Annotated in this window: 14 protein-coding genes; 8 read left to right on the top strand and 6 right to left on the bottom strand. The window is 70.9% G+C overall.

Annotation, left to right across the window (positions count from 1 at the left end; genetic code table 11):
- Together ABD269_RS19665 and ABD269_RS19670 are read right to left on the bottom strand one after the other, a co-directional pair.
- The coding region (locus ABD269_RS19665) for a Fe-S cluster assembly protein SufB (protein WP_486387810.1) at window positions 1-528 on the bottom strand (528 nt) is incomplete at its 3' end.
- Window positions 525-1343 carry a helix-turn-helix transcriptional regulator gene (locus tag ABD269_RS19670; RefSeq protein WP_301888244.1) on the bottom strand — a complete coding sequence of 273 codons (819 nt, stop codon included), beginning with the start codon at window positions 1341-1343 and terminating at the stop codon, window positions 525-527. The genes ABD269_RS19665 and ABD269_RS19670, both read right to left, overlap by 4 nt.
- A 198-nt stretch (window positions 1344-1541) precedes the next feature.
- Here ABD269_RS19670 and ABD269_RS19675 point away from each other — a divergent pair, with 198 nt between their 5' ends.
- The 3 genes from ABD269_RS19675 to ABD269_RS19685 all read left to right on the top strand — a co-directional run bounded on the left by ABD269_RS19675 (window position 1542) and on the right by ABD269_RS19685 (window position 4356).
- A complete protein-coding gene (locus ABD269_RS19675) occupies window positions 1542-2513 on the top strand; it encodes an ABC transporter ATP-binding protein (RefSeq protein ID WP_344119534.1) in 972 nt (323 codons plus the stop codon).
- A complete protein-coding gene (locus ABD269_RS19680) occupies window positions 2510-3301 on the top strand; it encodes an ABC transporter permease (RefSeq protein WP_344119537.1) in 792 nt (263 codons plus the stop codon). The genes ABD269_RS19675 and ABD269_RS19680 overlap by 4 nt, the downstream gene beginning before the upstream one ends.
- 65 nt (window positions 3302-3366) lie before the next feature.
- Entirely contained in the window at window positions 3367-4356 is a 990-nt protein-coding gene (locus ABD269_RS19685) for a COX15/CtaA family protein (protein ID WP_344119539.1), read from the top strand.
- On the opposite strand, the gene ABD269_RS19690 is transcribed toward ABD269_RS19685, so the two are convergent.
- The 3 genes from ABD269_RS19690 to ABD269_RS19700 form a co-directional block, all read right to left on the bottom strand.
- On the bottom strand, window positions 4329-5375 hold the full coding sequence (locus ABD269_RS19690; protein ID WP_344119541.1) for an amidohydrolase: 1047 nt from the start codon (window positions 5373-5375) through the stop codon (window positions 4329-4331). The genes ABD269_RS19685 and ABD269_RS19690 overlap by 28 nt on opposite strands.
- A gap of 84 nt (window positions 5376-5459) precedes the next feature.
- A complete protein-coding gene (locus ABD269_RS19695; RefSeq protein ID WP_344119543.1) occupies window positions 5460-5810 on the bottom strand; it encodes a hypothetical protein in 351 nt (116 codons plus the stop codon).
- A 23-nt stretch (window positions 5811-5833) separates the two neighbouring features.
- The gene (locus ABD269_RS19700) at window positions 5834-6775 is read right to left on the bottom strand and encodes a heme o synthase (RefSeq protein ID WP_301888235.1); all 942 of its coding nucleotides are present in this window, start codon (window positions 6773-6775) and stop codon (window positions 5834-5836) included.
- 441 nt (window positions 6776-7216) lie between these two features.
- Between ABD269_RS19700 and tkt the strand changes: the two genes are divergently transcribed.
- Genes tkt through pgl form a run of 5 tightly spaced genes read left to right on the top strand, consistent with a single transcriptional unit; the run spans window position 7217 to window position 13821 of the window.
- Window positions 7217-9304 carry a transketolase gene (gene tkt / locus ABD269_RS19705; RefSeq protein WP_344119546.1) on the top strand — a complete coding sequence of 696 codons (2088 nt, stop codon included), beginning with the start codon at window positions 7217-7219 and terminating at the stop codon, window positions 9302-9304.
- 36 nt (window positions 9305-9340) lie between these two features.
- Window positions 9341-10456: a transaldolase gene (gene tal / locus ABD269_RS19710; RefSeq protein ID WP_301888232.1), complete on the top strand. Its 1116-nt coding sequence runs from the start codon at window positions 9341-9343 to the stop codon at window positions 10454-10456.
- A gap of 1 nt (window position 10457) precedes the next feature.
- A complete protein-coding gene (zwf, locus tag ABD269_RS19715; RefSeq protein ID WP_301888231.1) occupies window positions 10458-11987 on the top strand; it encodes a glucose-6-phosphate dehydrogenase in 1530 nt (509 codons plus the stop codon).
- Window positions 11984-13042: a glucose-6-phosphate dehydrogenase assembly protein OpcA gene (gene opcA / locus ABD269_RS19720; RefSeq protein WP_344119550.1), complete on the top strand. Its 1059-nt coding sequence runs from the start codon at window positions 11984-11986 to the stop codon at window positions 13040-13042. The genes zwf and opcA overlap by 4 nt, the downstream gene beginning before the upstream one ends.
- A complete protein-coding gene (pgl, locus tag ABD269_RS19725; protein WP_301888228.1) occupies window positions 13039-13821 on the top strand; it encodes a 6-phosphogluconolactonase in 783 nt (260 codons plus the stop codon). The genes opcA and pgl overlap by 4 nt, the downstream gene beginning before the upstream one ends.
- 97 nt (window positions 13822-13918) lie before the next feature.
- On the opposite strand, the gene pgi is transcribed toward pgl, so the two are convergent.
- Entirely contained in the window at window positions 13919-15571 is a 1653-nt protein-coding gene (gene pgi / locus ABD269_RS19730; protein WP_301894526.1) for a glucose-6-phosphate isomerase, read from the bottom strand.
- Window positions 15572-15616: the final 45 nt, after the last annotated feature.

The following is a 15616-nucleotide window of genomic DNA, read 5'->3' on the forward strand; positions in this document are numbered from 1 at the left end:
ACCCACCGGGATGACCGTGCCGAAGTACTCCTGGAAAATCTCCGGGTGCTCCTTCAGCGCCGTGTCGGTGTCCAGGAAGAGAACGCCCTGCTCCTCCAGGTCCTCGCGGATCTGGTGGTAGACGACCTCCGACTCGTACTGCGCGGCGACACCGGCGACCAGGCGCTGCTTCTCCGCCTCCGGGATGCCCAGCTTGTCGTAGGTGTTCTTGATGTCCGCGGGCAGGTCCTCCCAGGAAGCGGCCTGCTTCTCGGTGGAACGCACGAAGTACTTGATGTTGTCGAAGTCGATGCCGGAGAGGTCGGAGCCCCAGGTCGGCATGGGCTTCTTCTCGAAGAGCTTCAGGCCCTTCAGACGCAGCTTGAGCATCCACTCCGGCTCGGACTTCTTCGCCGAGATGTCGCGGACGACCTCCTCCGACAAACCGCGCTTGGCCGTGGCACCGGCCACGTCGGAGTCGGCCCAGCCGTACTCGTACGTGCCCAGGCCTTCGAGCTCAGGGTGGGCAGTCTCCGTGGGGAGAGTCATGCGGGGTTCCTCCCGGCCGTGCTGGCGGATGCTGTGGTGGTCTTGGTGGTGCGCCGCGGTTTGCTGCGCGGGATGAACGTCGTGCACACACCGTCGCCGTGGGCGATGGTGGCAAGACGCTGCACATGCGTCCCGAGCAGGCGGGAGAAGACCTCGGTCTCCGCCTCGCACAGCTGCGGGAACTGCTCGGCGACATGGGCGACCGGGCAGTGGTGCTGGCAAAGCTGTTCGCCGACCGGCGCGCTACGCGCCGTAGCAGCGTACCCGTCTTCGGTCAATGCCCTGGCAAGGGCCTCCGTGCGGGATTCGGGGGCTCCGTCGGGCAGCGCCTCCAGGGCCTTGCGATAGCCCTCGGCCTGTGCGGCCATCCGGGCACGGGCGAAGGCCGCGACCGCGGCCTCGCCCATCTCGCCCCCGCCGGCGGCCTGCGCGATCCAGCGCAGGGCGTCACCGGCCAGCTTGTCGTAGGCCTGGTCGAAGGCGTCGCGGCCGCAGTCGGTGAGCGCGAACGCCTTCGCGGGGCGGCCGCGCGTGCGCGCGCCGTAGACCCGCTTCTCGCGGGGCTCGACGACGCCCTCGGCGACGAGGGTGTCGAGGTGGCGGCGGACCGCGGCCTGGGTCAGCTCCAGGCGCAGGGCCAGCTCGGCCGCGGTGGACGGACCGTGGTCGAGGATGGACCTGGCGACGCGGTTGCGGGTGCCGCGCTGGTCGTCGTGGACGCGCTCCTCGTCGCGCGCGGGCACCGGAGCAGGCGTGTGGGCCCCGGCGGCCGACTGGGCCGCGGGGTCCTGCGGAGCCTCGCTCGCGTATTTCACAACACCATTGTTGCGTAATTACCCGGAGACGGACAAGCCTCGCCCGGGCCACCCGCCGGTGGCCTCGATCACTAAGGGTCACCTAACCGCCACTGCCAAGATCGTCCGCCGGGCCGCAGCCGAGATCGTCCGGAAGTCCGGGGAAGTCCCGCACCCCGGGGCGGTCCGCGGCGCCGCCGGGTTCGTAGACTTCCCGCCATGCGCAGCGTCTTCCCGGGGGACAGCCCGGCCGTCCCCCCGCCCCCCGGCCGTGAGCCCGCGGTCGAGGTCCGCGGGCTGGTGAAGCAGTACGGGGCGAAAACCGCCGTCGACGGCCTCGACCTGTCCGTCGCCCGCGGCTCCCTCACCGCCGTGCTCGGCCCCAACGGGGCGGGCAAGACGACCACCGTCGAGACCTGCGAGGGCTACCGCCGGCCCGACGCGGGCACCGTCCGGGTGCTCGGGCTCGACCCGGTCGCCGACGCGGCCGCGCTGCGCCCGCGGATCGGCGTGATGCTCCAGAGCGGGGGCGTCTACGCGGGCGCCCGCGCGGACGAGATGCTGCGGCACACCGCCTCCCTGCACGCCCACCCCCTCGACGTCGGCATGCTGATCGAACGGCTCGGCCTGGAGAGCTGCGGGCGCACCGCCTACCGGCGGCTGTCCGGCGGGCAGCAGCAGCGCCTCTCCCTGGCGATGGCCGTCGTCGGCCGCCCCGAGCTCGTCTTCCTCGACGAGCCGACGGCCGGCCTCGACCCGCAGGCCCGGCACGCGACCTGGGACCTGGTGCGCGAGCTGCGCCAGGACGGCGTCACCGTCGTCCTGACCACGCACTACATGGACGAGGCCGAGACCCTGGCGGACGACGTCGCCATCATCGACAGCGGCAAGGTCATCGCCCAGGGCAGCCCCGAGGAGCTGTGCCGCGGCGGCGCCGAGAACACGCTCCGCTTCAGCGGCCGCCCCGCGCTCGACCTCGCCTCGCTCCTCAAGGCCCTGCCCGCCGACTCCGCCGCGGTGGAGCTGACGCCCGGCACGTACCGGGTCAGCGGCAAGATCGACCCCCAGCTGCTGGCGACGGTCACCATATGGTGCGCGCAGCACGGGGTCATGCCGGACCGCATAGCGGTGGAACGGCACACGCTGGAGGACGTCTTTCTGGAATTGACCGGCAAGGAGCTGCGGGCATGAGCGCGGACGCGAGTACGAGCACGAACACCGGCACGTTCACGCCGAAGCCCGGTGCCGCGCCGCTGGGCCGGATGATCCGCGCGCAGGCCGCGCTGGAGACCCGGATGCTGCTGCGCAACGGCGAGCAGCTGCTGCTGACCGTCGTCATCCCGACGCTCCTGCTGGTGCTCTTCAGCTCGGTCGACATCGTCGACACGGGCGAGGGCGAGGCCGTCGACTTCCTCGCGCCCGGCATCCTGGCGCTGGCGGTGCTGTCGACGGCCTTCACCGGCCAGGCCATCGCGACCGGCTTCGAGCGCCGTTACGGCGTGCTGAAGCGGCTCGGTGCCTCCCCGCTGCCGCGCTGGGGGCTGATGACCGCGAAGACCTGCTCGGTGCTGGTGACCGAGGTGCTCCAGATCGTCCTGCTGACGGTGATCGCGTTCGCGCTGGGCTGGTCGCCGCACGGCAACCCCTTCGCCGTCGTCCTGCTGCTCGTGCTCGGCACGGCGGCCTTCTCCGGTCTTGGCCTGCTGATGGCGGGCACGCTCAAGGCCGAGGCGACGCTCGCCGCGGCGAACCTCGTCTTCCTGCTGCTGCTGGTCGGCGGCGGGGTGATCGTGTCGCTGGACAAGTTCCCGGCCGCCGCCCGGTCGGTGCTGGACCTGCTGCCGATCTCGGCGCTCTCGGGCGGCCTGCGGGACGTGCTCCAGCACGGCGCGGGCATGCCGTGGGCCGACCTGGGCGTCCTCGCGGTCTGGGCGGTGCTCGGGCTGGGCGCGGCGGCGCGCTTCTTCCGGTGGGAGTGAGCCGGGCAATTCGCCACGCACCCCCCTCGTGAATCCATGCACAAGCGGGCCCTTACGATGACTCCGTGCCGAATTCGATGAACCCCCTCCAGCTGATCGCCGACCGCTGGCAGCCCTCCGCGCGCTTCGTCCAGCGGGCCGCGCTCGCCTGTGTGGTCATGGCCGTGGTCATCGTGGTGACAGGTGGCGCGGTCCGTCTGACCCAGTCGGGGCTCGGCTGCCCGACGTGGCCGACGTGCACCGACGAGAGCCTGACGCCCACGCGTGCGATGGGCATCAACGGTGTCATCGAGTTCAGCAACCGCATGCTGACGTACGTCCTGTGCGGTGTCGTCGGGCTCGCGATCATCGCGGCACGCGCGCGTGAGCCGCGGCGCCGGTCGCTGACCCGCCTGGGCTGGGCGCAGTTCTGGATCGTCATGGGCAACGCGGTCGTCGGCGGCATCACGGTGCTGACGGGCCTCAACCCGTACATCGTCAGCTCCCACTTCCTGCTGTCCACCGCGCTGCTGACGGTCGCCGTGGTGATGTGGCAGCGCACCCGTGAGGGTGACGCGGAGCCGCGTGACCGGGTGGCGCGTCCGGTGCGGCAGTTGAGCTGGCTGCTGGTCGTCGCGAGCGCCGTGCTGATCGTGGTCGGCACCGTGGTCACCGGTGCGGGCAAGCACGCGGGCGACGCCTCCAAGGACGTCCACCGGATCCCGCTGAACTGGCGTGAGCTCACGCAGCTGCACGTCGACTTCGTGTTCATCGTGGTCGGCCTGACCGTCGCCCTGTGGTTCACCCTGCGGGCCGTCAAGGCGGCCGCCGCGCCGAGCCGCCGGGTCACCGAGCTGTTCGTCGTGCTGATGCTCCAGGGCGTCATAGGGTACGTGCAGTACTTCACCGGCCAGCCGGAGCTGGTCGTGGGTGCCCACATGCTCGGCTCCTGCATCGTGTGGATCGCCGTCCTGCGCGTCTTCCTGTCGCTGCGCGACCGCGGTGAACTCGCCTCCGTGCCCGCCCCCGCCGGTGAGCACGACGCGCTTCAGACGGCCTCCGTCCCCAGCCGGTAGACCCTGCGGGCGGTGCCGGCGGCGACGAGCGAGGCGATCCGCCCCGCCTCCGCCCACCGGCACACCCCCTCGGCGACCCAGTCGTCCATGAGCCGCCCCATGGCCTGCGAGAAGGTCCGGGCGCCGACCACATAGAGCTCGGCCAGCGCCCGCGCGCCGGTGGAGAACAGCAGCTTGCCGAACGGCGCTTCGGCCAGGCTCTCCTCGGGCCGGGTGCCCACGTCCGCGTACACGTGCGGGAAGCCCGCTGCGAGCCGTGCGGCCTGCCGGTGGTGCCAGGGGTCGGGCAGCAGCACCAGATCGGTTCCCAGCCCCTCGGTGGCGCGCAGGAAGCGCGTCACACGGCGCGGGTCGGGGCAGTGCAGCTGTACGGGCAGCCCGGTGGCGACCGCCGTCCACAGCAGATGACAGGCGACCACGGGCTCGTCCAGCGGCCCGCCCGTCCTGCGGGTGCGCAGCCAGCGATCGACGGCCCTGAGGACCTCGGGCGGCTCCGGCGGCGTCCCGTCGCAGGAGCGGATCCCGGAGGCGAACGCGGTGGCGCTCCGGGCGGCCACCCACAGCGCCTCGGTGACATAGGCGGTGAAGGATCCGGCGCTGCCGGAGGTGTCGGCGACCTGTTCGGCGAGCGGTTCGAGGCGTACGACCTCGTGGGCGCGCCCGTCGGCCGCGTACGCCAGCTCCGTGGCCGAGGTGAGGACGCCCGGCGCCCCGGACTCCAGCAGGAAGGTGCCGATTCCCGCGCCGCGCAGCAGCAGTCGCCCGGCGCGGTAGGCGCCCAGTTCCCGTCGCCGCGCCAGATAGCGGACCGGCGCGCAGTGCGGTTCCAGGCCGAGCAGGGGCGGGCACCAGCGGCGTACGGCCAGGCCGGCGGGGCTGTCGAAGAAGGTGGTGCCGGGCGGTGCGGGGCCGGTGGAGCCCGCGGCGGCGGCGAGGTGCGTCTCGAAGGCGCCGAGCCCCAGCTCGCCGTGGACCGTGCCGTGGCTGTGCTGATCCACGATCGGCGGCATGCCGTCCATCCGCGCCCTCGTCCCCCCGTGCCGAACCCCCGGGCGGCGCACCGAGGTGGCCGCTCCCGGCGGGTCTAACGGGCGAGGGGGCCGTCAGTTATTGCTGGGGCCGCCGAGCTGGATGCCGGCCATACGGGACCATTCGTACGGGCCGGTGCGGACCTTGGCGGCGAACTCGCCGTCGAAGTCCTCGTGGAAGGTGATGCCGGCGAGCTCGACGGCCTTCTGCGCCATGGGCATGGACGGGGCGACCAGGTTGCCCCACTCGCCGTTGGCGCCGACGAGGGCGATCCGGGTGCTGCCGCGGCCGATGTGTGCCAGCTGGCCCTCGGCGCTGCCGCCGTGGCTCTTGGCGAAGGCGGTGATCTGCCGGGCGAGCCGGGCGGCCCTGCGGGCGGCCCGTGCGTCGAGTGCGGTCTCTGCGGCCTGCGTGGTGTCTGCCATAAGCAGATGCTACCGACCGGTAATTAATGTAGGAAGGGATCCACGGCCACTGCCGCGAAGAGCAGCGACACATAGGTGATGGACCAATGGAAGAGGCGCATCTCCTTGAGCTTCGCCCCGGTGATACCGGCCTTGGCGCGACTCTGGAGCGCGTGCGCCTCCTTGAGCCAGAACGCGCCGAGCGCGGCGGCCACGACCGTGTAGAACCAGCCGGTGTAGCCCAGCGGCTGGAGCGAGAGCGAGACGGCGACCATCACCCAGCTGTAGAGGACGATCTGCCGGGCGACCACCTTGTTGCCCGCGGTGACCGGCAGCATCGGCACGCCCACCCGCTCGTAGTCGTCCTTGACCTTCATCGACAGCGGCCAGTAATGCGGCGGCGTCCAGAAGAAGATGACCAGGAAGAGGACCAGCGAGGCCCAGGAGACGGAATCGGTGACCGCGGACCAGCCGATGAAGACGGGCATGCAGCCGGCGATGCCGCCCCAGACGATGTTCTGCGCGGTGCGGCGCTTGAGCAGCATCGTGTAGATGACGACGTAGAAGGCGTTGGCCCCGAGCGACAGCATCGCCGACAGCGGGTTGACCAGATACCAGAACCAGACGGTGGAGCCGACGGTCAGGGCGGTCGCGAAGACCAGGCACTCCCGGGGCGAGACCATGCCGGTGACCAGCGGCCGCTGCGACGTGCGGTCCATCAGCGCGTCGATGTCCCGGTCGATGTACATGTTGTACGCACCGGCGCCACCGGCGGACAGATAGCCGCCGATGCAGGTCGCCAGCACGAGCCACAGGTCGGGCACGCCCTCCGCGGCGAGGAACATCACCGGCACGGTCGTCATGAGCAGCAGCTCGATGACCCGCGGCTTGGTCAACGCCACGAACGCCTTGGCACGGGCCCCGAACGGCCGGTGACCGGGGCTCTCCGCGAGCACCCCCGCAGGACGGGATTCGACGGCCGTCACGCACACCCCTGACAGAGATAAGGCCAGCAAGCACCTCGGGAAGGAAGAAACCCGGAAAAGGCTTGCGCTTACCACGCCACTCTAGACGTAGGGGGTACCCCGGCCTCCGCCGGGGTGGGGTCGTGTTGGGACCGTAGCGGACCCGATCCGGGCCGGATCCCCGATGCCCGCGCATCGGGTCGGGCCTCCTGGGAACATGACACGGTGGCCCCGTTCAGGAGGCGCCCCGGCGGCCTCCCCGGCAGGCTGGAACCATGGCCGTCGCACCCGCGACGGGAATCTTCGCCATCCGGATCCGGTTGCGCGGGACGTCGGGTCGGGCAGCCGACTGCGTGTCGAAAAGGCGCGCGCCCCTGCGGGGTAGGCTCGACAGCGCCGCGTCGTGGCGGAACATACCGCCCCCGGCAATCGAAACATGTGGAGAGGAGCCCTGAACCGAGGGTGAGCACCAAGCCGACCACAACAGACCTCGAGTGGACCGAACTGGACCAGCGGGCCGTCGATACCGCCCGCGTCCTGGCCATGGACTCCGTGCAGAAGGTCGGCAACGGCCATCCGGGCACGGCCATGAGCCTCGCTCCCGCCGCCTATCTGCTGTTCCAGAAGCTGATGCGGCACGATCCGAGCGACGCCGACTGGGTGGGCCGGGACCGGTTCGTCCTCTCCCCCGGTCACACCAGCCTCACGCTCTACGTGCAGCTCTTCATGGCCGGTTACGGCCTGGAGCTCGCGGACCTGAAGTCGTTCCGCACCTGGGACAGCAAGACCCCGGGCCACCCGGAGCACGGCCACACCCGTGGTGTCGAGACCACCACCGGCCCGCTGGGCCAGGGCATCGCCAACGCCGTGGGCATGGCGATGGCCGCCCGCTACGAGCGCGGCCTGTTCGACCCGGAGGCCCCGAAGGGCGCCTCCCCGTTCGACCACACCATCTGGGCGATCGTCTCCGACGGCGACCTGGAGGAGGGCATCTCCGCCGAGGCGTCCTCGCTGGCCGGTCACCAGAAGCTCGGCAACCTCGTCGCGCTGTACGACGACAACCACATCTCGATCGAGGGCGACACCGAGACCGCCTTCTCCGAGGACGTCCTCGCGCGCTACGAGGCGTACGGCTGGCACGTCCAGCGCATCGAGCAGGCCGAGAACGGCGACTTCGACGTCCAGGCCCTCTACGCGGCGCTGAAGGCGGCGCAGGAGGAGACCGAGCGTCCCTCGATCATCGCCGCGCGCACGATCATCGCCTGGCCCGCCCCGAACGCCCAGAACACCGAGGCCTCGCACGGCTCGGCGCTCGGCGATGCCGAGGTGGCCGCGACCAAGCGCGTCCTGGGCTTCGACCCGGAGCAGACCTTCCAGGTCGAGGACGAGATCTTCACCCACGTCCGCAAGGTCGTCGACCGCGGTCGCGAGACCCACGCGACCTGGGAGAAGCAGCTCCAGGAGTGGCGCACCTCCAACCCGGAGCGCACCGCCGTCCTGGACCGCATGGCCGCGGGCGAGCTGCCCGACGGCTGGGAGCACGCGCTCCCCGTCTTCCCGGCCGGCAAGGACGTCGCGACCCGCAAGGCGTCCGGCGAGGTCCTCAAGGCGCTGGGCGGCGTGATCCCCGAGCTGTGGGGCGGCTCCGCCGACCTCGCCGGCTCGAACAACACCACGATCGACCCGTCGTCCTCGTTCCTCCCGGTGGGCAACCCGCTCCCCGAGGCGAACCCGTACGGCCGCACGATCCACTTCGGCATCCGCGAGCACGCCATGGGTTCGACCATGAACGGCATCGCGCTGCACGGCAACACCCGTGTGTACGGCGGCACCTTCCTGGTGTTCTCCGACTACATGCGCCCGGCCGTCCGCCTGGCCGCCCTGATGAAGCTGCCGGTCACCTACGTGTGGACGCACGACTCCATCGGTCTCGGCGAGGACGGCCCGACCCACCAGCCGGTCGAGCACATGGCCGCGCTGCGCGCCATCCCGGGCCTGAACATGGTCCGCCCGGCCGACGCCAACGAGACGGCGATCGCCTGGCGCGAGATCACCAAGCGCCACACCGCGAACCCGGCGCCGCACGGCCTGGCCCTGACCCGCCAGAACGTCCCGACGTACGAGGCCAACGAGGGCGCCGCCAAGGGCGGTTACGTCCTCTTCGAGGCCGAGGGCGGCCGGCCGCAGGTGATCCTGATCGGCACCGGCTCCGAGGTCCAGCTGGCCGTCGAGGCCCGTGACGTGCTCCAGGCCGAGGGCATCCCGACCCGCGTGGTCTCCATGCCCTCCGTCGAGTGGTTCGAGGAGCAGGACCAGGCGTACCGCGACGGTGTGCTGCTGCCGGACGTCAAGGCCCGCGTGGCCGTCGAGGCGGGCATCGGCCTGACCTGGCACCGGTACGTCGGCGACGCCGGCCGGATCGTCTCGCTGGAGCACTTCGGCGCCTCCGCGGACTACAAGATCCTCTACCGCGAGTTCGGTCTGACCTCCGAGGCCGTCGTGGCCGCCGCCCGCGAGTCGATCGAGCACGTCGACGCCAACCGTCGCTGACGCGACCGCCCACCACTAGTAGGAGATGCAATCCCGATGACAGACGCACTCAAGCGCCTCTCCGACGAAGGCGTCGCGATCTGGCTGGACGACCTGTCCCGCAAGCGCATCACGTCCGGCAACCTGGCCGAGCTGATCGACCAGAGCCACGTCGTGGGTGTCACCACCAACCCGTCGATCTTCCAGAAGGCGATCTCCGGCGGCGACGGTTACGAGCAGCAGCTCACCGACCTCGCGGCCCGCAAGGTCACCGTGGACGAGGCGATCCGCATGATCACGACGGCGGACGTCCGTGACGCCGCCGACATCCTGCGCCCGGTCTTCGACCGGACCGACGGCCAGGACGGCCGGGTCTCCATCGAGGTCGACCCGCGCCTGGCGCACAACACGACGGCCACCGTGGCCGAGGCCAAGCAGCTGGCCTGGCTGGTGGACCGCCCCAACACCCTGATCAAGATCCCGGCCACCAAGGCGGGCCTCCCGGCCATCGCCGAGGTGATCGGCAAGGGCATCAGCGTCAACGTCACGCTGATCTTCTCCCTGGAGCGCTACCGCGCGGTCATGGACGCCTACCTGACCGGTCTGGAGAAGGCCAAGGCCGCCGGCCTGGACCTGTCGCTGATCCACTCGGTCGCGTCCTTCTTCGTGTCCCGCGTGGACAGCGAGATCGACAAGCGCCTGAACGCGCTGGGCACCGACGAGGCCAAGGCGCTGCGCGGCAAGGCCGCCCTGGCCAACGCCCGCCTCGCCTACCAGGCGTACGAGGAGGTCTTCTCCTCCGACCGCTGGGCCGCCCTGGAGAAGTCCGGCGCCAACAAGCAGCGTCCGCTGTGGGCCTCGACCGGTGTCAAGGACCCGGCCTACAAGGACACGCTGTACGTGGACGACCTGGTCGCCCCGAACACGGTCAACACCATGCCGGAGGCCACCCTGGAGGCCACCGCCGACCACGGGCAGATCACCGGCGACACGGTGCGCGGCACGTACGAGCAGGCCAAGGCCGAGCTCGACGCGATCGCGAAGCTGGGCATCTCGTACGACGACGTCGTCCAGCTCCTGGAGGACGAGGGCGTCGAGAAGTTCGAGCAGTCGTGGAACGACCTTCTTCAGTCCACCGAGGCGGAGCTCAAGCGCCTCGCCCCGGAGGCGTGAGTTGAGCACAAGCAGCAATCCGCTGCGTGACGCTCAGGACCGACGGCTCCCGCGTATCGCGGGGCCGTCGGGCCTGGTCATCTTTGGCGTCACGGGCGATTTGTCCCGGAAAAAGCTGATGCCCGCGGTCTATGACCTCGCGAACCGGGGGCTGCTGCCGCCGGGCTTCTCGCTCATCGGCTTCGCGCGCCGCGACTGGGAGAACGAGGACTTCGCCCAGATCGTGCACGACGCCGTCAAGGAGCACGCGCGCACGCCCTTCCGTGAGGAGGTCTGGCAGCAGCTGGTGCAGGGCTGCCGGTTCGTGCAGGGCGACTTCGACGACGACGTGGCGTTCGAGACCCTCAAGTCCACCATCCACGAACTCGACGCGGCGCAGGGCACGGGCGGCAACTTCGCCTTCTACCTGTCCGTTCCGCCGAAGTTCTTCCCCAAGGTCGTCCAGCAGCTGAAGAAGCACGGGCTGGCCGAGCAGAAGAAGGGCGGCTCCTGGCGGCGCGCCGTCATCGAGAAGCCCTTCGGCCACGACCTGGCCTCCGCCCAGGAGCTCAACCGGATCGTCCACGAGGTCTTCCCGCCCGAAGAGGTCTTCCGGATCGACCACTACCTGGGCAAGGAGACCGTCCAGAACATCCTGGCGCTCCGCTTCGCCAACACCCTCTTCGAGCCGATCTGGAACCGGTCGTACGTCGACCACGTGCAGATCACCATGGCCGAGGACATCGGCATCGGCGGCCGCGCGGGCTACTACGACGGCATCGGCGCCGCCCGAGACGTCATCCAGAACCACCTGCTCCAGCTGCTGGCGCTGACCGCCATGGAGGAGCCCGCCTCCTTCGAGGCGGACGCGCTGGTCGCGGAGAAGACCAAGGTGCTCGGCGCCGTCCGGCTGCCCAAGGACCTCGGCAAGGAGACCGTCCGCGGGCAGTACGCGCACGGCTGGCAGGGTGGCGAGGAGGTCGTCGGCTACCTCGAAGAGGACGGCATCGACCCGGCGTCCAAGACCGACACCTACGCCGCGATCAAGCTGGAGATCGACAACCGCCGCTGGGCGGGCGTCCCCTTCTACCTCCGCACGGGCAAGCGGCTCGGCCGCCGTGTCACCGAGATCGCGGTCGTCTTCCAGCGGGCTCCGCACTCGCCCTTCGACCACACCGCCACCGAGGAGCTGGGGCAGAACGCCCTGGTCATCCGGGTGCAGCCGGACGAGGGCGTCACCATGCGGTTCGGCTCGAAGGTGCCGGGCACCTCGATGGAGGTCCGGGACGTCTCGATGGACTTCGCCTACGGCGAGTCCTTCACCGAGTCCAGCCCGGAGGCGTACGAACGGCTCATCCTCGATGTGCTGCTCGGCGACGCCAACCTCTTCCCGCGCCTGCGGGAGGTCGAGCTGTCCTGGCAGATCCTCGACCCGATCGAGCAGTACTGGGAATCCAACGGCAAGCCCGCGTCCTACCAGGCCGGCACCTGGGGCCCCATCGAGGCGGACGAGATGCTCGCACGTGACGGACGGAGCTGGCGCCGGCCATGAAAATCGACCTGACGGACACCACGTCCAGCAAGATCAACAACGCGCTGGTCCAGGGCCGGCGCGCCATCGGCACCCCCGCCATCGGCATGGTGCTCACCCTGGTCATCGTCACCGACGAGGAGCACGCCTACGACGCGCTCAAGGCGGCCAACGAGGCCTCCCGCGAGCACCCCTCGCGCAAGCTCGTCGTCGTCAAGCGGGTCAGCCGGTCGCCGCGCGACCGCGCCAAGGCCCGCCTCGACGCCGAGGTCCGGGTGGGCACCTCCGCGGGCACCGGCGAGACCGTGGTGCTGCGGCTCTACGGCGACGTCATCGACCACGCCCAGTCGGTCGTGCTGCCGCTGCTGCTGCCCGACGCCCCCGTGGTCGTCTGGTGGCCGGTGGGCTCCCCGGTCAACCCGGAGAAGGACCCGCTGGGTTCGCTCGCCCAGCGCCGGGTCACCGACGCCTACGCCGCCGAGGACCCCCTCTCGGAGCTCTCGGCCCGCGCCGCGCACTACACCCCGGGCGACACCGACCTGGCCTGGACCCGGATCACGCCGTGGCGCTCGATGCTCGCGGCCGCACTGGACCAGCAGCAGGTCGAGATCCTCTCCGCCGACGTGGAGGGCGAGGGCTACAACCCGAGCGGCGAGCTGCTCGCGATGTGGCTCGCCGACCGCCTGGGCGTGCCGGTCAGCCGGACCGTCTCGGACGGGCCGGGCCTCACGGCCGTACGGCTGGAGACCAGGAACGGCCCGGTCACCCTGGACCGCCCCGACGGCTCCCTGGCCACGCTCTCCATGCCGGGCCAGCCGGACCGGGCGGTGGCGCTCCAGCGGCGCGACACCTCGGAGCTCCTCGCGGAGGAGCTCCGGCGGCTCGACCCGGACGACACCTACGAGTCGGCGCTGAAGTACGGCGTGGAGCGGCTCGGCGAGGCCAAGGCGGCCGCACCCGCGGCCCCGAAGCCGGCCGAGGCGGCCACGGAGGCTCCGGAAGCGGACGCCGCCGAGGCCAAGGCCGCGCCCGCGCCCGCCAAGAAGGCAAACAGCAAGAAGGCGGCCGGCAAGTGAGTGCTCCGCAGATCGTCGTCCACCGGGACAAGGAGCTGATGGCGCAGGCCGCGGCGGCCCGGCTGATCACGAAGATCGTGGACGCGCAGGCCGCGCGGGGCTCCGCCTCCGTCGTCCTCACGGGCGGGCGCAACGGCAACGGGCTGCTCGCGGCCCTCGCCGAGGCGCCCGCGCGCGACGCGGTGGACTGGTCGCGGCTGGACCTGTGGTGGGGCGACGAGCGCTTCCTGCCCGAGGGCGACCCCGAGCGCAATGTGACCCAGGCGCGCGCCGCGCTCCTGGACTCGGTGCCGCTGGACCCCGCCCGGGTGCATGTGATGCCCCCGGCCGGTGACCGGTACGGCAACGACGCGGACGCCGCGGCGGAGGCCTACGCGGCCGAACTCGCGGCGGCCGCCCGGCCCGAGGACCATGGCCCCGTGCCGTCCTTCGACGTCCTGCTCCTGGGCGTCGGCCCGGACACGCATGTGGCGTCGCTGTTCCCCGAGCTGCCGGGCGTGCGGGAGACCGAGCGCACGGTCGTCGGGGTGCACGGCGCGCCGAAGCCGCCGCCGACGAGGGTCTCGCTGACCCTCCCGGCGATCCGCGCGGCCCGCGAGGTCTGGCTCCTCGCGGCGGGCGAGGACAAGGCGAACGCGGTCGCGATGGCGCTGTCGGGTGCGGGTGAGGTGCAGGCACCCGCTTCGGGTGCGTACGGCTCGCGCCGGACGTTGTGGCTGCTGGACCGCGCTGCGGCGGCACAGCTGCCGCGGAGCCTGTACCCGCCGGCTTCGCCCTGACCGCACTGACGCGCGGTGTCCTCAAACGCCGGACGGGCTGGTTTCGCGGACTACGGTCCGCGAAATTCAGCCCGTCCGGCGTTCGGCGATGTACGGGTCAGCGCCCGCGAAGCTCGCGGTAGCGGGCGACCAGCGCCGCCGTGGACGCGTCCAGGCCGGGCACCTCGGCGCCACCGGTGAGCGCCGGCTCCACCCGCTTCGCGAGCACCTTGCCCAGCTCGACGCCCCACTGGTCGAAGGAGTCGATGTTCCAGATCGCGCCCTGGACGAACACCTTGTGCTCGTAGAGCGCGATCAACTGCCCCAGCACCGACGGAGTCAGCTCGCTCGCGAGGATCGTCGTCGTCGGGTGGTTGCCCCGGAACGTCTTGTGGGGGACGAGCTCCGCCGGGACGCCCTCCGCGGCGACCTCCTCCGCGGTCTTGCCGAAGGCGAGCGCCTGCCCCTGGGCGAAGAGATTGGCCATCAGCAGGTCGTGCTGGGCGACCAGCCCCGGCGCCAGGTCCTCCACCGGCTTGGCGAAGCCGATGAAGTCCGCCGGGATCAGCTTCGTGCCCTGGTGGATCAACTGGTAATAGGCGTGCTGCCCGTTGGTGCCCGGCGTGCCCCAGACGACCGGCCCGGTCTGCCAGTTGACGGGGTTGCCCTCGCGGTCGACGGACTTGCCGTTGGACTCCATGTCGAGCTGCTGGAGATAGGCCGCGAACTTCGACAGGTAGTGGCTGTACGGCAGCACCGCGTGCGACTGCGCGCCGTGGAAGTTGCCGTACCAGACGCCGAGCAGGCCCAGCAGCAGCGGGACGTTCTCCTCGGGCGGCGCGCACCGGAAGTGCTCGTCGACCAGGTGGAAGCCGGCGAGCATCTCCCGGAAGTGGTCCGGGCCGATCGCGAGCATCAGGGACAGCCCGATGGCCGAGTCGTACGAATAGCGGCCGCCGACCCAGTCCCAGAACTCGAACATGTTGGTCGGGTCGATGCCGAACTCGGTGACCTTCTCCTCGTTCGTCGACAGCGCCACGAAGTGCTTGGCGACGGCCTCCTCGCCCGCCCCCAGCCCCGTCAGCAGCCAGTTGCGCGCCGAGGTGGCGTTGGTGATCGTCTCGATCGTGGTGAAGGTCTTCGAGGCGACGATGAACAGCGTCTCGGCCGGGTCGAGGTCCCGGACGGCCTCGTGCAGGTCCGCGCCGTCGACGTTGGAGACGAAACGGAACGTCATGTCGCGGGCCGTGTAGGCGCGCAGCGCCTCGTAGGCCATCGCCGGACCGAGGTCGGAGCCGCCGATGCCGATGTTGACGACATTCTTGATGGGCTTCCCGGTGTGGCCCTTCCAGTCACCGGAACGCACCCGGTCGGTGAAGACCTGCATCTTGAGCAGCACGGCGTGCACCGCCGGGACGACGTTCTCGCCGTCCGTCCTGATCACCGCCGACTCGGGGGCGCGCAGCGCGGTGTGCAGCACGGCGCGGTCCTCGGTGGTGTTGATCTTCTCGCCGCGGAACATCGCGTCCCGCAGCTCCGCCACCCCGGCCGACGCCGCCAGCTCGCGCAGCAGGCGCAGCGTCTCGTCGGTGACCAGGTGCTTGGAGTAGTCGACGTGCAGATCGCCGACGGTGAGCGTCAAGCGCCCGGCCCGCTGCGGATCCTCCGCGAACAGCTCTCGCAGGTGCACCTCCCCGAGCTCTTCCCGGTGCTTGGTCAGCGCATTCCACTCAGGCCTCTGGTCGAGCCTGCTGTGGCCCTCTGCGTTCATCTCGGACATCAGCCCATTCTTCTCGTAGCTGCCCCGGCGGTCTCC

Origin of the sequence: Streptomyces blastmyceticus (assembly GCF_039521185.1) — a bacterium.
In the GTDB taxonomy this organism is placed as follows: domain Bacteria; phylum Actinomycetota; class Actinomycetes; order Streptomycetales; family Streptomycetaceae; genus Streptomyces; species Streptomyces blastmyceticus.

Bases quoted from the DNA above. Each gene is read 5' to 3' on its own strand.
- ABD269_RS19675 (WP_344119534.1), top strand. From the start codon at position 1,542: ATGCGCAGCGTCTTCCCGGGGGACAGCCCGGCCGTCCCCCCGCCCCCC.
- ABD269_RS19680 (WP_344119537.1), top strand. From the start codon at position 2,510: ATGAGCGCGGACGCGAGTACGAGCACGAACACCGGCACGTTCACGCCG.
- ABD269_RS19690 (WP_344119541.1), bottom strand. From the start codon at position 5,375: ATGGACGGCATGCCGCCGATCGTGGATCAGCACAGCCACGGCACGGTC.
- ABD269_RS19695 (WP_344119543.1), bottom strand. From the start codon at position 5,810: ATGGCAGACACCACGCAGGCCGCAGAGACCGCACTCGACGCACGGGCC.
- tal (WP_301888232.1), top strand. From the start codon at position 9,341: ATGACAGACGCACTCAAGCGCCTCTCCGACGAAGGCGTCGCGATCTGG.
- opcA (WP_344119550.1), top strand. From the start codon at position 11,984: ATGAAAATCGACCTGACGGACACCACGTCCAGCAAGATCAACAACGCG.
- pgi (WP_301894526.1), bottom strand. From the start codon at position 15,571: ATGAACGCAGAGGGCCACAGCAGGCTCGACCAGAGGCCTGAGTGGAAT.